Annotated in this window: 19 protein-coding genes; 9 read left to right on the top strand and 10 right to left on the bottom strand. The window is 39.2% G+C overall.

The genetic code is table 11. The features are described 5' to 3' along the window. The first annotated feature begins 129 nt into the window (after positions 1 to 129). A complete protein-coding gene (locus RFX69_RS04745; protein WP_000761586.1) occupies positions 130 to 780 on the top strand; it encodes an HAD family phosphatase in 651 nt (216 codons plus the stop codon). 54 nt (positions 781 to 834) lie between these two features. Here the strand turns inward: RFX69_RS04745 and RFX69_RS04740 are convergent, their stop codons facing one another. Further along, entirely contained in the window at positions 835 to 1,431 is a 597-nt protein-coding gene (locus RFX69_RS04740; RefSeq protein WP_289332621.1) for a hypothetical protein, read from the bottom strand. A gap of 95 nt (positions 1,432 to 1,526) precedes the next feature. On the opposite strand from RFX69_RS04740, the gene RFX69_RS04735 reads away from it, so the two are divergent. Continuing rightward, positions 1,527 to 1,763 carry a hypothetical protein gene (locus RFX69_RS04735; RefSeq protein ID WP_000164722.1) on the top strand — a complete coding sequence of 79 codons (237 nt, stop codon included), beginning with the start codon at positions 1,527 to 1,529 and terminating at the stop codon, positions 1,761 to 1,763. 5 nt (positions 1,764 to 1,768) lie between these two features. Here the strand turns inward: RFX69_RS04735 and RFX69_RS04730 are convergent, their stop codons facing one another. Together RFX69_RS04730 and RFX69_RS04725 are read right to left on the bottom strand one after the other, a co-directional pair. Continuing rightward, positions 1,769 to 2,629 carry a LysR family transcriptional regulator gene (locus RFX69_RS04730; protein ID WP_001046500.1) on the bottom strand — a complete coding sequence of 287 codons (861 nt, stop codon included), beginning with the start codon at positions 2,627 to 2,629 and terminating at the stop codon, positions 1,769 to 1,771. 117 nt (positions 2,630 to 2,746) lie between these two features. After that, the gene (locus RFX69_RS04725; protein ID WP_000244900.1) at positions 2,747 to 3,001 is read right to left on the bottom strand and encodes a DUF2061 domain-containing protein; all 255 of its coding nucleotides are present in this window, start codon (positions 2,999 to 3,001) and stop codon (positions 2,747 to 2,749) included. A gap of 237 nt (positions 3,002 to 3,238) precedes the next feature. Here RFX69_RS04725 and leuC point away from each other — a divergent pair, with 237 nt between their 5' ends. From leuC to leuB, 4 genes are all read left to right on the top strand, one after another. Next, on the top strand, positions 3,239 to 4,657 hold the full coding sequence (leuC, locus tag RFX69_RS04720) for a 3-isopropylmalate dehydratase large subunit (RefSeq protein WP_000907601.1): 1,419 nt from the start codon (positions 3,239 to 3,241) through the stop codon (positions 4,655 to 4,657). A gap of 18 nt (positions 4,658 to 4,675) precedes the next feature. Continuing rightward, positions 4,676 to 5,323: a 3-isopropylmalate dehydratase small subunit gene (gene leuD / locus RFX69_RS04715; protein ID WP_000649450.1), complete on the top strand. Its 648-nt coding sequence runs from the start codon at positions 4,676 to 4,678 to the stop codon at positions 5,321 to 5,323. A gap of 112 nt (positions 5,324 to 5,435) precedes the next feature. Then, entirely contained in the window at positions 5,436 to 6,026 is a 591-nt protein-coding gene (locus RFX69_RS04710; RefSeq protein ID WP_001984507.1) for a hypothetical protein, read from the top strand. Positions 6,027 to 6,057: 31 nt separating this feature from the next. After that, the gene (leuB, locus tag RFX69_RS04705) at positions 6,058 to 7,137 is read left to right on the top strand and encodes a 3-isopropylmalate dehydrogenase (protein ID WP_272289566.1); all 1,080 of its coding nucleotides are present in this window, start codon (positions 6,058 to 6,060) and stop codon (positions 7,135 to 7,137) included. 53 nt (positions 7,138 to 7,190) lie between these two features. Here the strand turns inward: leuB and RFX69_RS04700 are convergent, their stop codons facing one another. Next, positions 7,191 to 7,598: a hypothetical protein gene (locus RFX69_RS04700; RefSeq protein ID WP_002056803.1), complete on the bottom strand. Its 408-nt coding sequence runs from the start codon at positions 7,596 to 7,598 to the stop codon at positions 7,191 to 7,193. A gap of 168 nt (positions 7,599 to 7,766) precedes the next feature. On the opposite strand from RFX69_RS04700, the gene RFX69_RS04695 reads away from it, so the two are divergent. Beyond that, positions 7,767 to 8,135 (top strand): lysozyme inhibitor LprI family protein, encoded by a 369-nt coding sequence (locus RFX69_RS04695; protein WP_032030362.1) that lies wholly within the window; start codon positions 7,767 to 7,769, stop codon positions 8,133 to 8,135. 51 nt (positions 8,136 to 8,186) lie between these two features. Here RFX69_RS04695 and infA read toward each other — a convergent pair whose 3' ends face one another. Continuing rightward, entirely contained in the window at positions 8,187 to 8,408 is a 222-nt protein-coding gene (gene infA, locus RFX69_RS04690) for a translation initiation factor IF-1 (protein WP_001284370.1), read from the bottom strand. A 264-nt stretch (positions 8,409 to 8,672) separates the two neighbouring features. Between infA and RFX69_RS04685 the strand changes: the two genes are divergently transcribed. Beyond that, positions 8,673 to 9,683, top strand: coding sequence for an AraC family transcriptional regulator (locus tag RFX69_RS04685; protein ID WP_002009591.1), 1,011 nt, complete (start codon positions 8,673 to 8,675; stop codon positions 9,681 to 9,683). A 19-nt stretch (positions 9,684 to 9,702) separates the two neighbouring features. Here the strand turns inward: RFX69_RS04685 and truA are convergent, their stop codons facing one another. From truA to asd, 5 genes are all read right to left on the bottom strand, one after another. Further along, positions 9,703 to 10,500, bottom strand: coding sequence for a tRNA pseudouridine(38-40) synthase TruA (gene truA, locus RFX69_RS04680; RefSeq protein ID WP_001190101.1), 798 nt, complete (start codon positions 10,498 to 10,500; stop codon positions 9,703 to 9,705). Positions 10,501 to 10,514: 14 nt separating this feature from the next. Beyond that, on the bottom strand, positions 10,515 to 11,486 hold the full coding sequence (locus RFX69_RS04675) for an asparaginase (protein ID WP_289332620.1): 972 nt from the start codon (positions 11,484 to 11,486) through the stop codon (positions 10,515 to 10,517). Positions 11,487 to 11,545: 59 nt separating this feature from the next. Continuing rightward, the gene (locus RFX69_RS04670) at positions 11,546 to 12,808 is read right to left on the bottom strand and encodes a hypothetical protein (RefSeq protein WP_289333123.1); all 1,263 of its coding nucleotides are present in this window, start codon (positions 12,806 to 12,808) and stop codon (positions 11,546 to 11,548) included. 59 nt (positions 12,809 to 12,867) lie between these two features. Beyond that, positions 12,868 to 14,232: a FimV family protein gene (locus tag RFX69_RS04665; protein WP_289332618.1), complete on the bottom strand. Its 1,365-nt coding sequence runs from the start codon at positions 14,230 to 14,232 to the stop codon at positions 12,868 to 12,870. A 148-nt stretch (positions 14,233 to 14,380) separates the two neighbouring features. Further along, the gene (gene asd / locus RFX69_RS04660) at positions 14,381 to 15,499 is read right to left on the bottom strand and encodes an aspartate-semialdehyde dehydrogenase (protein ID WP_000862762.1); all 1,119 of its coding nucleotides are present in this window, start codon (positions 15,497 to 15,499) and stop codon (positions 14,381 to 14,383) included. Between the two features lie 189 nt (positions 15,500 to 15,688). Here asd and RFX69_RS04655 point away from each other — a divergent pair, with 189 nt between their 5' ends. Beyond that, a complete protein-coding gene (locus RFX69_RS04655) occupies positions 15,689 to 16,810 on the top strand; it encodes an endonuclease/exonuclease/phosphatase family protein (protein ID WP_000639214.1) in 1,122 nt (373 codons plus the stop codon). Positions 16,811 to 17,422: the final 612 nt, after the last annotated feature.

Here is a 17,422-nt window from a genome sequence, read left to right as displayed (position 1 = left end):
TTTTTTATGTCCAGCTCGAAAAGATCAAAGTAAAATGTTTAAATTGTTACGATCTTAACGAATTTCTATCGACTAGCGGAGATAGATTTACATTTTTTTTCTTAAATTTCAGTTTAAACGAGAATTTTCATGAAACTGGCGTTGTTTGATTTAGACCATACCTTGTTAAATACCGATTCAGACCACTCGTGGGGTGAATTTTTAGTCAATGAAGGTTTGGTTGATCCGGTTCATCATCGTCAGATGAATGATAAATTTTATGAAGACTACAAAGCAGGGCAACTAGATCCATATGCTTATAATGAGTTTGTTTTCGGCTTTCTAACAAAGCATGACAATAACTACTTAACTGAGCTTCATCAGTTGTTTATGGAAAAAGTGATTCGTCCTCAAATGCGACCAAAAGGTTTTGATGCAATCAAAAAACATCAAGATTTAGGCCATACCATTGTAGGTATTACAGCAACAAGTGATTTTATTACTGCGCCGATTTTCCGTGAATTTGGAATTACTGAAATCTTAGCAACTAACGCCGAGGTTGCTGATGGTAAATATACAGGTAAAGTGGCGGGTTTAGCGTGTTATCAAAAGGGCAAACTTGCACGTCTTGAGGCATGGCTGGACGGTCGTAGCGTTTCTGAGTCTTGGGCTTATTCAGATTCAATTAATGACCGTTTTTTACTTGAATATGCAACGCATGCGATTGCAGTTAACCCTGATGATCGTCTTGAGAAACTGGCTCAAGAACACAACTGGGAAATTCAGGACTGGTCGATTTAATTTAAAGCAAGAGCTTCCTAGAAAAATGTAATATTCCGGAAGCTCTCTAATAAATTATTTAACTTTCTCTGTGGCATGCCAAATATTTGAATCAGGATTTTGTTGATGCCAAAGCTTGAATTGAGCTCGCCATTGTTGAAAAGGAACCGATAAAGTAGGTCGTGGGTCATCACTTAAGCTATAAGCCATGCCTTCTAGCAGCCATTTAGGTTTAGTTAGCATTGCTATATTTCCCCATTCTTCTGCTTGTCGATGATGAATAAGCTCATGAGTGATATAGAAATCTTTCCAGTCTCGCGGTGCAACCAATAACCCCAAATTACCAACCGCTTTAGCGGCTGCTTTTTCCATACCAAAGGTATTTGCACATTGTGGAGTTGAGCAAAAAACCATAATGGGTTGTTGATGAAAAGCACCTACTTTATTTTGGGTCTCTTTTAATGCCTGATTATAAAGTGTCTTTGCAAGAGGCTGTGTCTTTGGATCATCTACACAGACTTGACCATCACAATGTAACAATGAAAGGTGATGGGCGAAAATAACACGTATCGGTTTAAACCAAATAAATGTAACTAGAACTAAGATAGCTAAAGTTATAAATATATATAAACCGATTTTAATTATCTTTGAATATTGATTCTTCACGCTCATGAATCTTAAGTGAAAAGTATAATGATAGTAGAGTAAAGGGTATATATTTGTAGTATTATTTCTAATCAATATATAACTTTATTAATTAAAATAGCATGACTAAAAATAAGCGCACTAAAAGTAAAGGTAGCAATGGTTTCTTTCAAGAATTTATAGATCAGCTCATTACCGCTATTTTTGGTGAGTTACTTATTTATATCATTGCTTTACTGTTTATGAGTGCACTTGGCGGAATTATTTTCGCTGCTATATGTTTCAGTTGGGGCGTTCTATTTTTACTACTACCTTTCGCGGCTTTGATTTATATCCTTGTTAAAAAATATAGCCATTAATACCGTTATTCTTGCATCATTTTAATCAATTCCTGCATGGCTCTAGATTGAGTACGTGCAGGATGCCATACCATGCCTAACTGCCGGTTCATCTCGACATTTAAATCAAGCTGCTGCATATCTTGATTCAGCAGAGTTTTTGGTAAAACTGACCAACCTAAACCAATAGAGACCAACATACGAATTGACTCTAGTGGGTTATTGCTCATGGTAATTTTCGGTTTAAGGCCTTGTTTTTCAAACTCAGCCAAGGTGATTTGGGCTGTATAAGTCTGTGCGGCAGGCAGCAAACTTGGATATTCAATTAAATCTTGTAAGGTCAAATTCTTTTTTTGAGCCAATGGATGAAATGGAGCAGCTACAAAAACTAAAGGATCATTCCAGATCGTAATATAGTTAAGACGCTCATCACCTGAGGGTGGGAGTGTTAAAAAAGCTAACTCTAAATCGCCAGCAAGTACCTGTTCGTGTGCTTGTTCGGAATCAACAAAATGTACGTCTAGCGTGACTTGAGGAAACTGCTGAACAAAGTGTTTAAGCGGAGCAGGCAAGTGATGCAAACCGATGTGATGACTCGTCCCGATTTTTAAACGACCTTGTATTTGGGTTTGCTCATGACTTAGCGTGTGGTGAATATCTCGAAGTTCATTTAACCAGCTTTTAACTTTTGGTAATAATGAATGCGCAGCATGAGTTGCTTGAACCCCACGGCCTGCCGATTCAAATAACTTTACGCCAAAGTACTCTTCTAGGCTATGAATACGTTTGGTGACAGCAGGTTGGGTAATAAATAGTTGATCCGCAGCCACAGAGATCGAACCTGTTTCCATAACTTTTACAAAAGCTTCAAAGGCTGCAAGATTCATAATACAACTCTACTTGGAATAGAAAAATCGAGAGAGGCTAAAGTTGCCAAGCCAAAATCGTATCATGCTTGCAGCTCAACGTTCTATAAAGTTGTGATTTAGCGTATTAATCTTAATCTAAGCAGTCGTCTCGTTTTCGCTTAAAGCTGATATACGGCGGTCTTTTGCTGCCCATACTTTTTCATGAAAGAAAAATGCAAAAGCTTGTACTGTTGGTTCTAACATACTTAATGTTAAAGCCATCCAAATATTACCCGTTACAAAGTAGGCAACTAACATGGCTACCGTAATATGCATTATGTAGTAACTTAAGGTTTTCTTTAATGTACGTTGATTATTAACAACGAATTTTTGAATATTAGCCATAACCATTCTCTCTACCTGTATTTGATATTTTTAGTATAGAGATGAGAGTATAAGATTAAAAATGGATTATGCAAATGATAATCATTAACAAATCCGATTTATATATTTTGACCGATATTAAAACATTCAGGAATGATTCCTAAAAGTTTTCTAATTTATAAAAATGATAAATTAGATTTATGTAAAACTCTGGCTATAATCGAAGAAAGATTAGAATTACCCAGTCCAATGGAGCAAGACGACATGGCAGGCAAAACTTTATATGACAAATTGTGGGATGACCACGTAGTTACTCAGCGTGATGATGGTTCGTGCTTACTTTATATCGACCGTCATTTATTGCATGAAGTAACAAGTCCACAAGCATTTGAAGGTTTGCAACTTGCTGGTCGTCAACCATGGCGTTTAAGTGCAAACGTAGCTACCCCAGACCACAACGTTCCAACCTCTAAAAAAGAACGTGATCAGGGCATCGCTGGTATTGAAGATGATACATCTCGTATTCAGGTTCAGACCTTAGATGATAACTGTAAGGCATTTAATATCGTTGAATTCGGTATTAATGATATTCGCCAAGGAATTGTGCATGTTGTTGGACCTGAACAGGGCTTAACTTTGCCGGGTATGACGGTGGTGTGTGGTGACTCACATACAGCGACTCACGGTGCTTTTGGTTGCTTGGCACATGGTATTGGGACATCTGAGGTTGAACATGTGTTAGCGACACAATGTTTGGTTCAGAAAAAGTCTAAGAATATGTTGGTTCGCGTCGATGGCGTATTGGGTAAAGGTGTAACACCAAAAGATGTAGTGTTAGCCATTATCGGTAAAATTGGTACCGCTGGCGGTACGGGCTATGCAATCGAATTTGGTGGTCAGGTATTCCGTGATATGTCGATTGAAGGACGTATGACGGTATGTAACATGGCGATTGAAGCGGGTGCTCGTGTGGGTATGGTTGCTGTTGATGATAAAACCATTGAATACGTAAAAGGTCGTAGCTATGCACCAAAAGGTGAGCAATGGGATCAAGCAGTTGCTTACTGGAACACATTGCATTCAGACGATGATGCTGTGTTTGATGCAGTTGTTGAATTAAATGGTGCGGAGATTGAACCACAAGTGTCTTGGGGTACTTCACCTGAGATGGTTATTCCTGTCTCGAAAGCTGTACCAACTTTAGAACAAGCGAAAGATGACGTACAACGCAATGACTGGACACGTGCTTATCAGTATATGGGCTTAAATGCAGGTCAGGCATTAGCTGATATTCAACTTGATCGTGTCTTTATCGGTTCTTGTACGAATTCACGTATTGAAGATATTCGTGCTGCTGCTGAAGTAGTTAAAGGCCGTAAAGTGGCACCTAGCATTAAGCAAGCCATGATTGTTCCGGGTTCTGGTTTAGTCAAACAACAAGCTGAAAAAGAAGGTTTGGATAAAATCTTCTTGGAAGCTGGCTTTGAATGGCGTGAACCGGGTTGCTCAATGTGCTTGGCAATGAATGCAGACAAGTTACAACCGGGTGAGCATTGTGCATCAACCTCGAACCGTAACTTTGAAGGTCGTCAGGGTAATGGTGGTCGTACTCACTTGGTCAGTCCGGCAATGGCAGCAGCGGCTGCGATTGCAGGTCATTTTGTTGACGTTCGTTCATTTTAATTCGGTCTGGAGCAAACCATGAAAGCTTACACAGTTGAACAAGGTATCGTTGCACCATTAGATCGTGCCAATGTTGATACAGATTTAATTATTCCAAAACAGTTTTTAAAGTCGATTAAACGTACAGGTTTTGGCGACAACTTATTTGACGAACTTCGTTATTTAGATGAAGGCTATCCAGGGCAAGATAACTCGGTACGTCCAAAAAATCCGGATTTCGTTTTAAATCAGCCTCGCTATCAAGGAGCAACCGTGTTAATTGCACGTACCAACTTTGGTTGTGGTTCAAGCCGTGAGCATGCACCTTGGGCATTAAATGAATATGGTTTCCGTACCGTTATTGCGCCAAGCTTTGCTGATATTTTCTTTAATAACTGTTTTAAAAACGGTATGTTGCCAGTCATTTTGCCTGAAGACATTGTTGATCAGTTATTTAAGGAATGTGCTGCGCAAGAAGGATATCAATTAACAATTGATTTGGCTGCGCAAGAAGTTCGTACACCAACTGGCGAAGCATTTAAATTCGAAGTAGATCCATTTCGTAAGCATTGCTTGTTAAATGGTTTGGATGATATTGGCTTGACACTTCAAAATGCGGACGCAATCCGCGCTTATGAAGAAAAAACCAAACAGGTTCGTCCTTGGGTATTCCAAGAGATAAATTAACCTTTCGGTACATTTTAAACATAGTCATGGCGTCGTGTTCAAACTCTTGCTAACATGCTAAAGCATAACAACAGCTTAAAATTATGCACTAGATGAGGATTGGGCTTGAACAATGAAGAGGAACGTTACTCATAGCTTTTTGTTGAGCCTGTGCGCGATAACACTAAGTGCTTGTCAGAGCACTTACAATGTAGTGGATACTGTTCGTATTAAGCAGGCTGAACAAGAAAATTTGGGGCAGAATGCAGCAATATATTGTTCGGGCGCAAAAAGTTGCGAATTTGAACGGCTAAATGATATTACTGTTGTTGATGCACAGACACGTCGTATTAGTAATCAGGCAATTCATCAAGGAATTGTGAGATTAAATGGTTCGGTGTTAAGTCAAAGCAATAGTTTGTATCTATCTGTGCCTGCCAAACAATATGAAGTGGTGATTCGTTACTATCCGATTTCTCCAGATCGGGCTGAAACGATTCATGTTATTCACCAATTCAAAGCTAACCATCGCTATATGTTTAAAATGTACCGAGACAAATCTAACCGTTCGGGTAGTTTGCTAAATGTTTCTGTACCAGATCCATTATGTGTTGACTTAGAGCAGGATGGGCGGGTAATTCGCCGTTTTTGTCGACCATTTGATGTCACCACAGGACTAGGTGAATTTCTCGAACAGAAAAAACTAACACCACGGCAGTCGTAACGCTGTCTTGTCTTTGAAAATGGAAAACTTCATGTCTAAACAGATTTTAATTTTGGCTGGCGATGGGATTGGTCCTGAAATTGTTGGGGCAGCAGAAAAAGTATTAAATAAAGTAAATGAAAAATTTAATTTGTCGTTGACTTGGGAACATGGCTTGTTAGGTGGTGCAGCGATTGATGCTCATGGAGAGCCGTATCCAGCCGTAACTAGCGAGCAAGCAAAGAAGGCTGATGCCATTTTATTAGGTGCTGTTGGCGGACCAAAGTGGGACACTATTGAACGTTCTATCCGTCCTGAACGCGGTCTTTTAAAAATTCGTAGTGAACTTAACTTATTTGCTAATTTGCGCCCAGCAATCTTATATCCACAATTAGCCGATGCTTCTAGCTTAAAACCTGAGATAGTTGCTGGTTTAGATATTTTGATTGTTCGTGAATTGACTGGTGGTATCTATTTTGGTCAACCACGTGGTATTCGTGAACTCGAAAATGGTGAGAAACAGGGCTATAACACTGACGTTTATGCTGAAAGCGAAATTAAGCGTATTGCAAAAGTTGCTTTTGAACTTGCAGGATTACGTGGCGGTAAAGTGTGTTCTGTAGATAAAGCCAATGTTTTAGAAGTAACAGAGCTTTGGAAGCAAACGGTCACAGATTTACAGCAAGCCAATTATCCAAATATTCAGCTTTCACATATGTATGTGGACAATGCTGCCATGCAGCTTGTACGTGCGCCTAAACAGTTTGATGTAATCGTGACAGGTAACTTGTTTGGCGATATCTTGTCTGATGAAGCAGCAATGCTTACCGGCTCAATTGGTATGTTGCCATCGGCTTCTTTAGATGAAAATGGCAAAGGCATGTATGAACCTTGTCATGGTTCAGCGCCTGATATTGCAGGGCAAAACGTTGCAAACCCGTTGGCAACCATTCTTTCAGTTGCGATGATGCTTCGTTATACCTTCCGTGAAGAAGCTGCTGCTAAAGCAATTGAAGATGCAGTAGGGCAAGTACTTGATCAAGGTTTACGTACAGCCGATATTATGTCTGAAGGCATGACTAAAGTAGGTACAGCCGAGATGGGTGAAGCAGTCGTTGCTGCTCTTGCCTAATCGCTATTTTGCTAAAAAACGCAGCTTAAAGCTGCGTTTTTTTATGGTTGTGTTTAGCAAGCTTTACCTTCGTATTGAATAGACTCGGCAATGTCATTTTTGAGCTTAAAAATAACCTTGCAATTAAAGTTAATATCATAAGAGTTGCCGCTCAAATTACCTGATTGTATGGGAACAGAACCACCTCTCATATCTACATTACTCACCATTGGAATTGGGATGCTTAAGGGTCTTAAAATCGTATAAATAAGTTGATCAGAAGTTTTTTGTGGTGTGCGGGCGACTTGAAAGCCAAGACTCCGTAAGTTGAGATCTTGCTGAATCGTTGTAGATGATTTGCCTATAAAATTTTTTAAATATTCTTGCAAATCTACAGATTGGCGTGGATGACTAGCACAGCCGTTAATATTAAGCAGCATGAATGAAAGCAAACTCATTTGACATAAGGTAGATATATTCATTTTTTCTCTATATAGAATTATATTTATCATTAAAGAACAATAGGTTGGATTTGCTAACTTGTAAAGTAAAAAAGCAGGATTATGATAAATAGAAGGTAAGTTTGCCTTTAGACTTATTCTTATATTTACAGACTAATAATAATTGCCCAAAACTTAAGGAAGAAGAGTATGAAAAAAATAGTTTTTGCCTTTTTGTGTTTCGGAATAACCACGGCTTATGCTGATAACTGTGATAGTGCTCGTAATACTTATGATGATATTTACTGTACCAATAAAATCTATGCGAGTGCTGATGCAGACCTGAATAAGAATTATCAGGCATTAAGAGCGAAATTAAATACAGTACAAAGAAATACGCTTAAGAAGTCGCAGCTTGCTTGGATACGCCAACGTGATGCTGAATGTACAGATTCTAATAGAAATAGCGTAGACGTGCAGTGTCGTTTACAGACAACGCAAGAAAGAAACCATTGGCTGCAAGAAAGATTGCGTGAATGCCAAACGGTGGGATGTAAAACCAGTCGATTAAGTGAATAAAAAACGCAATAAAAAAGCCACATGATGAAGTGGCTTTTTTGCATTCACTAATTAGCGAGCACGGTACGTAATACGACCTTTGGTTAAGTCATATGGAGTCATTTCGACTTTCACACTGTCGCCAGTAAGAATACGAATATAGTGTTTACGCATTTTACCAGAAATGTGTGCAATAACTTCGTGACCGTTTTCAAGACGTACACGGAACATCGTATTAGGAAGCGTTTCGGTGACAACGCCTTCGAACTCAATGAGTTCCTCTTTATTGGCCATAGCCTACCTGATGATCAAATTGGAAAGGCGCAAATTATAGTCAATTTATTTAAAAAAAACAAGATAGACATCTTCTTGTGAAAGCATCTGGTTAAAGTATGACTAATAAAAAAAGATGTAATTTTTTTCACAAAAGAACTCTAATTCTGTTGTCAGTTTGGTCAATCAACGCTAATCTAAAATCATAGTTATTAGGGACTGTTCATGCATAAAGAGTCAACAGCTCCTAAGTATCAATGAAGTATCTACATGGAAGGGCACTGCGTGGGTCAGCTAACAGATGCATCAGTTGTATTACGTTTTGGCTATCAAGCAATTCGTCGTGCAGGATTGCCAACAGAAGAAATATTAACTAAAGCGGGAGTCGCTTTAAATCAGGTCGATACAAACGCACGTACTCCTTTAAGTGCGCAGTATGCCTTTTGGACTGCTGCTCAGGAAGTCAGTAAAGATCCAGACATCGGTTTGCATTTAGGTGAGCATTTACCTTTGTACCGTGGTCAGGTGATTGAACATTTATTTATTAGTAGTGAAACTTTTGGTGAAGGGCTTAAGCGAGCTTTGGCTTACCAGCGACTCATTAGTGATGCATTTGATGCAAAACTGGTGGTTGAAGATGGACGGTGCTATTTGACCAATGGTGAGCAGGTAGGGGCAGACAACCTTGTTAATCGTCATTTTTCAGAATGTGCGATTTCAGGTGTGCTCAGATTCTTCAAATTTATTACCGAAGGCCAGTTTCATCCAATCTTCATTGATTTTAATTTCAGTGAAGGTGCCTCTGAAGATGAATACTTCCGCGTCTATGGCTGTCCGGTAAGCTTAGGGCAGAAAGAAACACGGCTATATTTTGACCCTGCCATTTTAGATTTTCAGCTTTGGCAGGCAGAGCCTGAATTACTTCAATTGCATGAACAATTGGCAATTGAAAAGTTACAAGAACTTGCCCGTTATGATTTAGTGGGTGAGGTCCGTCGTGCGATTGGTTCGACACTTGAAAGTGGAGAAACGACGCTAGAAACCGTAGCGGCACAATTAAATATTACGCCGCGTCGTTTACGGACGCAGTTAAGTGAAGCAAATACCAGCTTCCAGCAAATACTTTCTGACTACCGTTGTCGTTTAGCTAAAAAACTTTTAGCAAATACTAATGAAAGTGTTGAGCGTATTGTGTATTTAACTGGTTTTTCTGAACCGAGTACATTCTACCGCGCGTTTAAGCGCTGGACCAATGAAACACCGGTTGAGTACCGTAAGCGTAAGCAACACCGTTAGAACTAAAAATTGGTTAAGCCTACTCAGGTAGGTTTAACCAATGTGGCCCGAGTGGTGGTTGTGGTAAGTCAAACTGCTCGGGATAATAACATTGAATAAAATAGAGACCATCAGGTGGGGCGGTAATTCCTGCTGCCTTTCGATCTTCGGCTGCGAACATTGCATCAATATGATCGATTTCATACATGCCTTGCCCAATTTCAAGTAAGCAACCCATAATATTTCGAACCATATGATGTAAAAAGCCATCAGCTTGAATATCTAAAACCAAATAACGTCCATGTTCAAACAAACGGCAATGCTTTACATGTCGTACAGGTTGATTTGACTGGCAGGCTGCTGCACGGAAGGTTTCAAAGTTATGCGTACCTTCAAATTTGCTGGCAGCTTTAATCATTTTTTGCACGTCTAATTTTTGATAAATATGCGTGACTTGTTTATGTAAAAGTGCAGGGCGATGTGGAGCGTTATATACAACATAGCGGTAGCGACGAGCAGTGGCTTTAAAACGTGCATGGAACTCTTCATCCATCTGTTTAATCCACTGAATTGAAATATCCTTAGGAAGTTGGCTATTTGCTCCCATGATCCATCCACGCTCTGGACGAATTGCATTGGTGTCAAAATGGGCCACCATATTTGTTGCGTGTACTCCTGCATCTGTTCGACCTGCACCGTGAAGTGTGATCGGTTCATCCGCGATTTTGCTGAGTACACGCTCTATAGTTTCCTGAACGCTGGCAACGCCTGGCTGTTGTGTTTGCCAACCTCGATATTGAATACCACTAAATTCAATACCGACCGCATAACGTTGCATGGCTTCACCTCTATTTAATACAGATTTTCATTCCAATGGTTCAACCATTGTTCTGGGGTTGGGTATTTTAAATAGATTTGAAGTGCTTTTGCATAGAGATCTGCATGGCTATGGGTATCATTAATGACAATTTTTGCAGTTTTGGCCCAAGCACTAATTGCATAACGTTGGTCAATACCCCCAAAAGTGACTTGTGTCGCTAAAATTGGTACACATCCACGAGTATAGAGTTCGTCTAATGTTGCCAAAAATTCATCGTTTACGGCGATATTACCTGTACCGAAACCTTGTAATACTAAAAAGTGTGGTGGGGCTGGAAGTAAGTGACGTAATTGCTGTACTAAGTGCTGTGTTGCAATGGGTTGCATCATCCAGTTTAAAATCTGGAAGGAAGCAGCTCGTTCAATTTGGGCGTCTTGTACGATCAATTCATTTTGCTGAGGCGTAAACTCAGCTTCACTACTTAACCCTGAAAATGCATCGAGTTCAGTCGTATGCGTTTTTAATGCAGTCTGCGCGTGGAATACTTGATGGTGGAATGCAAGATAAGCACCCACAGGTAAAGCAATCACTTGTTCTAGTGCAAGATATAAGTTCTCAATTGCATCAGTAAATTCACGGGTGTTATCGCCTTGAATATTGAGTAGCGGATATTGGCTACCGGTAATCACAATATGACAGCTTTGGCCTAAAAAGCGGGCTAGGGTTGCAGCCGCGTAACTAAGCGTGTCTGTACCATGAATAACAACGAAATGCTGATAACCTTCAAGTTGTAGTTGTTGTATGCGTTGAATCAGGCTTAACCAGTCAGGTGCCGTACATGCACTGCTATCAACAATATTGGGTGCGGCAAAGCAGTCAACTGTTAAGTGTGGGGGAATCACTTTTTCAAGTTGAGGCAAGAATTGCTCATAAGGCATAGGAGCTAGAGGTTCACCAATGCAACCAAAAGTACCACCCATATAAAATAAGGCTATTTTTTTCATATTTTTTGCAGGCATAAAAAAGCAGTCATCTCTGACTGCTTATGGTAAATCGAACAGTTCTAAGAAGCTATGCGATTAAGTAAGTTTTTCGCGCGTTGTCGTTGTTCTGTGTTGAATTTTTGCTCATTGCTTGCCAATAAGGCTTGAGCTGCTGGGTAAGCTCCTAACTTGATGTATTGCTCAGCTAGTTTTAGATCAAGTTCATTTTCATCTAACTGTTTTAATTCTGGAAAAGCTTCTACAAGGGGATCTTTAGTTTGATCTGGGGTAGTTTCTTCGCCTACTAGCTCTACAAGGTTTTGAGTTTCAATCTCTGGTGCTGTAACTAATGCAGGCTCGTCTAGCAGAAAATCAAGAGGTGCGATTGAATTCGAGTCTAATGGCGCTTGTTCTACGAGTTGAAGCTCATCTAATGATGAGATCTGTTCCTTAGATTTTACTTCTGGATTTTCATGGGTTAATTCAAGATTAAAATCTAAAGCATTGCTGTTCTCTTGAGCTTCTGGTACTGCTACCGTCTGGTTTTTTTCCTCAGATTCATGCAGAGGCGCTAAATCAAAAGAAAACTCTAAATCAGCTAGCTCATTTGTTTCTTGAGATGGCGATAACTCTGATTTCTGCGTTGGTTGGCTGGTACTTTCGGTAGTCGTGGTTTGCTCAAATGAAAAGTTAAACTCTAAAGGTTCAACTTCAACAGCAGGTTCTTGCTTTACAGGGGTATAGTCTTGCTGCAATTCATCAAAAGAAGTTTCAGAAGAACTTGTTGTTAATTGGTCAAACTGAGCTGTTGCATCAGATGTATTTTTTGGCTCTTGGTATGTTTGAGCTTGAGGAAAATCGATCGCATCTGGTTGTCTGGATGATTCATATTCTTTTTGTCGAGTTTCTGCTTGAGCTGCTATTTCATTTAAACCCAAGCTACGAATATGGCTAATCAACTGTTGAATTGCAAGTTCATCTTTCTGAGCAATATGAATTTCAAGAAGTAATAAATACAGTTCATGTTGAGTATTATCTTTTTTTAGCGCCTGATTGACTTGAGCTTCAGCTGCTGAAAACTGTTTTTCTTGAATGAGCTGTTGGATATTGTGCCGTAAAGCTTCCGGTACAGGATTACTTTGAGGGATAGCAGGAGTATTTTCCTCAATGACCTTGGTTTTGGTTTTTTCACGCGAACTTTTGCTTGATTTAGCACTCGTTTTTTTGCCGGATTTTCTATTTATATTTTTTGGGGAAGTGGCCTCTTGTTTTTGACTATTCTCGCGTTTTTTTAAAATAACGGCGACCACGAGTAATATGATAAACGGAATCACATATAACATTACTTTCCCCTTAAAAAATAAATATTTGCAATATAAAGCGTGCTAACTCTGGTTTTAACTTAATGTTTTTGCTTGTGAGTTTGTTGCTGTGCCTGTAATTGCTGTTGTAACTCTGCCAAACGCGCATTCAAGAGTTGAATACGTTGGTCTTTTAAACTTAAAGTTTGATTTAGTTTAGTTACATTCCTTTGTAATGTAACGGTTTTTTTGCGAGTTGTCATAACTTTTACTGCTAACTCAGTATTGTTTTGACTTTGTTGTGTGCTCTTTTTTGCACTTCCATGAGCAGAATTTGGGCTGTTCTCTGCCACAATGCTCATTTCAGCTTGTTGTAAACGATATTTAGCTCTGCCAGAAGAGGGTTTTGCCAAGTGAGCTTCACTCGATTTAGGTTTTAAATGGGAAGCTTTAGTTGTATTTGTTGTTAAGTTTAGCGAACTTCCCTGACGTAAACGGTTTACATCGCCTTGAATAAAAGCATGTCGATTTTGAGCTTGGATATCTCGCATGACTTTAGCTACAGGTTGTTTAGTTTGTGCTGCAATACGATTGGCAATACTCCATAAAGACTCGTTACGTTGTACGACATATTTACCTGTAGGTGCCGGGCCTTTATAAGCGCTAATTTTTTGCTTTTTCGGCGTATTTTTACTTAATACATTTTTTTGTTGGGCAGTTTTAGATTGCGCTGCTTTTTTGACGGTAGTTGTTTGATTGCCATCACTTGATTTGAGTGAAGTCGAAGGTTGTTTCTCTACAGCCGATGATTCGGTATTCATTGTAGCTATAGTTGGCTGAAGTCTTTGAGTCGAAGGTTTTTCGGTAAAAGGAGCCACAGGAGCAGGGCTAGAACTATTCAAAGCTGGAGCAGTACCAGTGCTAATATTTAGATTATGTTCATTACCTGTGGTTTCTGCCACGGTTGATGTAGTTTCAGTAGGTGTGTACTGAGTACTTTCAGGTAAATTTAATGCGATATCTTTTTCATTTACGATAAATTGCGGTGAAAGTGGACTTTCGTTAATGGCGGCTTTTTTTATAGGCGATGGCTTTAAAACGGTTTTAATATGTTGAAGACGGGTTGCGTTACCTTCACTGACTTTTACGACAATATTCAGTTCAGGATCGATAATAGGACGCGATGAGGTAATCACAATAACGCCAGAACCCTGACCATTTTGGCGTGTATAAAAGTTTAGGTTACCCAGAGGTTGATGAGTTACTCCCAAACCATTGAGATCATCTTGAGTGGCCAAACTGACTTGCAATGGGGTATTAGGATCTGCTTGCTGAAAATTCATTTCTGCATAAAGTAATTCCCCAGGTGCAGATTGAATTTGAATAGGATCTAATGTAATCGCATAAAGAGAAGGCGAAGACATAATGGTGAAAATGGCAATTTTTAATTTGTTATATGCAGTCATCTCAATCCATGACCTGATCAGTCGTAAAGTCGTTCAAAATTATACAATAATGGAATGTAAATAAATTGTTAATTTTTTACAAACCAGTTACGAAAAAGCCGATCAAATGTGATCGGCTTTTTATTTTGACTGAATAATTCAGATCAAATTATGAGCTTTTGTATTCTACTAAAATACGTAACATACGACGTAGAGGCTCAGCAGCACCCCAAAGTAACTGATCGCCTACTGTGAATGCGCCGAGGTACTCTTTACCCATATTGAGTTTACGTAAACGACCTACAGGTACAGTTAGGGTACCAGTTACAGCAACAGGTGTAAGATCAGTCATTGATGCTTCACGTGTATTTGGTACAACTTTAGCCCACTGGTTTGAGTTACGAATCATATCTTCGATCTCATCAAGCGGAACATCTTTTTTCAATTTGATGGTTAATGCTTGAGAGTGGCAACGCATTGCACCGATACGAACACAGTGACCATCGATAGGAACGATTTGAGAGTTACCTAAGATCTTGTTGGTCTCAACTTGTCCTTTCCACTCTTCTTTTGATTGACCGCTTTCAAGCTGTTTATCAATGTAAGGAATTAATGAACCAGCAAGTGGTACACCAAAGTTCGCAGAAGGGAAACCCTCACCGCGTTGTAACTCGGCAACTTGACGGTCAATATCAAGAATTGCAGATTTAGGATCATCTAACAAAGTCTTGGTATTGTTATATAAATAACCCATACCTGTTAACAACTCACGCATGTTTTGTGCGCCAGCGCCTGATGCCGCTTGATAAGTCATCGCAGTCATCCACTCAACCAAATTATTTTGGAAAAGTGCGCCAACACCCATCAACATGAGTGATACTGTACAGTTACCACCAACGAAAGTTTTAGTACCTTTCGCTAAGCCGTCTTTAATTACATTAAGGTTAACTGGATCAAGAACGATGATTGCATCATCAGTCATACGTAAAGTAGATGCCGCATCAATCCAGTAGCCATCCCAACCAGTTGCTTTTAACTTTGGGAAAACTTCAGACGTGTAGTCACCACCTTGACAGGTAATAATGACATCCATTTGCTTCAGACTGGTAATGTCTGTAGCTTCCATAAGTGCTGGGGCAGTCTTACCACCAAATGAAGGAGCTTCACCACCTGCATTACTGGTAGAGAAGTAGAATGGCTCAATATGAGCAAAATCATTCTCTTCAACCATACGTTGCATAAGGACGGAACCGACCATCCCGCGCCAACCGACCAGACCTACTTTCATGTCATTTTGCCTCGGTGCGTTAAAATTGTTAAAGGGGGAGTTGAGTGTATCAAAAGTGCTCACAACTGCAAGCGTTACAGAATCAAAACAGCAATTTTATTGAGTAGAATATCTTGTTTATGTTACATACAAAATTGATAAAGATGACAAAAACATTAAAAAACAAATCATCTTAAAAGAGTAATTTCAATGATTTATATCGAAGTACTGGCAGTAGTGGTGATTTGGTTAAGCTTCTGGTCACTTATTCCTCGTGATGAGTGGTGGTTTCGAGGTGCAGATTTTCCAAGATTACAAATTCTGTTTATTGGCTTAATTGCTTTAATTGGTATGTTGTTTTGGCCGACCGAATGGGACGTATGGCGTGAGCTTTTGCTTGCGGTACTCATCGCAGCGATTGCCTACCAACTTAAAATGGTTTTACCATATACGCTGTTTTGGAAAAAACAGGTTAAAAAGGTCAAACAGCATCAGCTAGATCCTAAAAAACAGATTTCACTGATAGTTTCTAATGTGCTCACCCCGAATGATAAATATCATTTATTACTTGAGCATGTACGGACGTTAAAACCTGATTTATTGCTTACTTTAGAGAGCGATACAACTTGGGAAAATGCTTTAAAAGAGATCGAGAAAGATTATCCATACCGTGTGCCCGTACCTTTAGATAATTTATACGGGATGCATTTATATAGCCGGTTACCGCTTAAAAATACTGAGGTTAAATTCATTTTAAGTAATGAAATACCTTCTATTCATACCACGGTAATTTTGCGATCTGGTATGCCTGTTCAGCTCTACTGTTTACATCCTAAGCCACCTAGCCCAACTGAAGCAAAAGATTCAACACTGCGTGACGCTGAGCTTTTAATTGTCGGAGATCAAATTAAAGATCTTGATGAAAGTTGTATTGTGATGGGGGATTTAAACGACGTAGCGTGGTCACGAACAACCCGTTTATTTCAACGTATTAGTGGGCTACTCGATCCACGAGTGGGGCGGCATTTTATTAATACTTTTCATGCGGACTATCCTTTATTGCGCTGGTCACTTGACCATATCTTTCATAGTACAGACTTCGGTTTAGTAAAAATGCAGCGTTTATCTCATATTGGATCAGACCATTTTCCTGTCTATGTCGTTTTACAAACAGGTCGAATATTTGAAGAAATTCACGAGGAACTAGAACAAACTCAAGCCGATGAAGAAGAAGCTCAAGCCGCGATACAAGAAGGTATTGCTAAAGCTGAAAAAGAAGAAAAAATCGTGACTGATGAAATTGCACAGCCTTATAAAGAGAAAAATATATAAAGTGAGTTGTAAGCAATAACGTACAAAGATTTGAGTCTAGGTCCAATAGGCAGGCAGAGTTAAAACCCGTATTCTACATTCATCGGCACACGGAAGCGGGAATGGATAATCCCAAGTAAGGATGCACTAAGCTGATATGGAACGACATCACGGATAAGATGTTAGAACGGAAGCGATAAAAAGAATTATATACCCTGAAAGCACAACCTCATTTACCCGAGTTTTGCAGGACGCAGAACTCGGGTTGATATTTTATAGATATATCATTTAATTCGTTGTAAATAAAACCAATATTTTTAAGGTATTCTTAATTTTAAAATCTACTTAATTATAAGTCATCGTCCATAAATTTTTTTATATATCTGAGCAATTTTTAATGAAAATGGATACAAAAAACTTTTTTGTTAAGTTTTTGTTTTTATAGATTATTGACGGATAAATCTAGGCTTTGACCTATTTAGATATAAATTGGACTTGTTTAATTGGCAAATCTCAATAGAATGTGCCGATCGTTGACATGTTGGATCGTCAACAGGCATTGTTGTTTACTTCGCCGGATCGGCGGGTTGTGATTTGCTTGTGCATTTAAATTTCTGTTTGGAAATTCGTGTA

Origin of the sequence: Acinetobacter sp. 148 (genome assembly GCF_031196675.1) — a bacterium.
Lineage (GTDB): Bacteria > Pseudomonadota > Gammaproteobacteria > Pseudomonadales > Moraxellaceae > Acinetobacter > Acinetobacter baumannii.
Note: the sequence above shows the minus strand (reverse complement) of the source record. Positions and strands in the feature narration are given on the sequence as shown.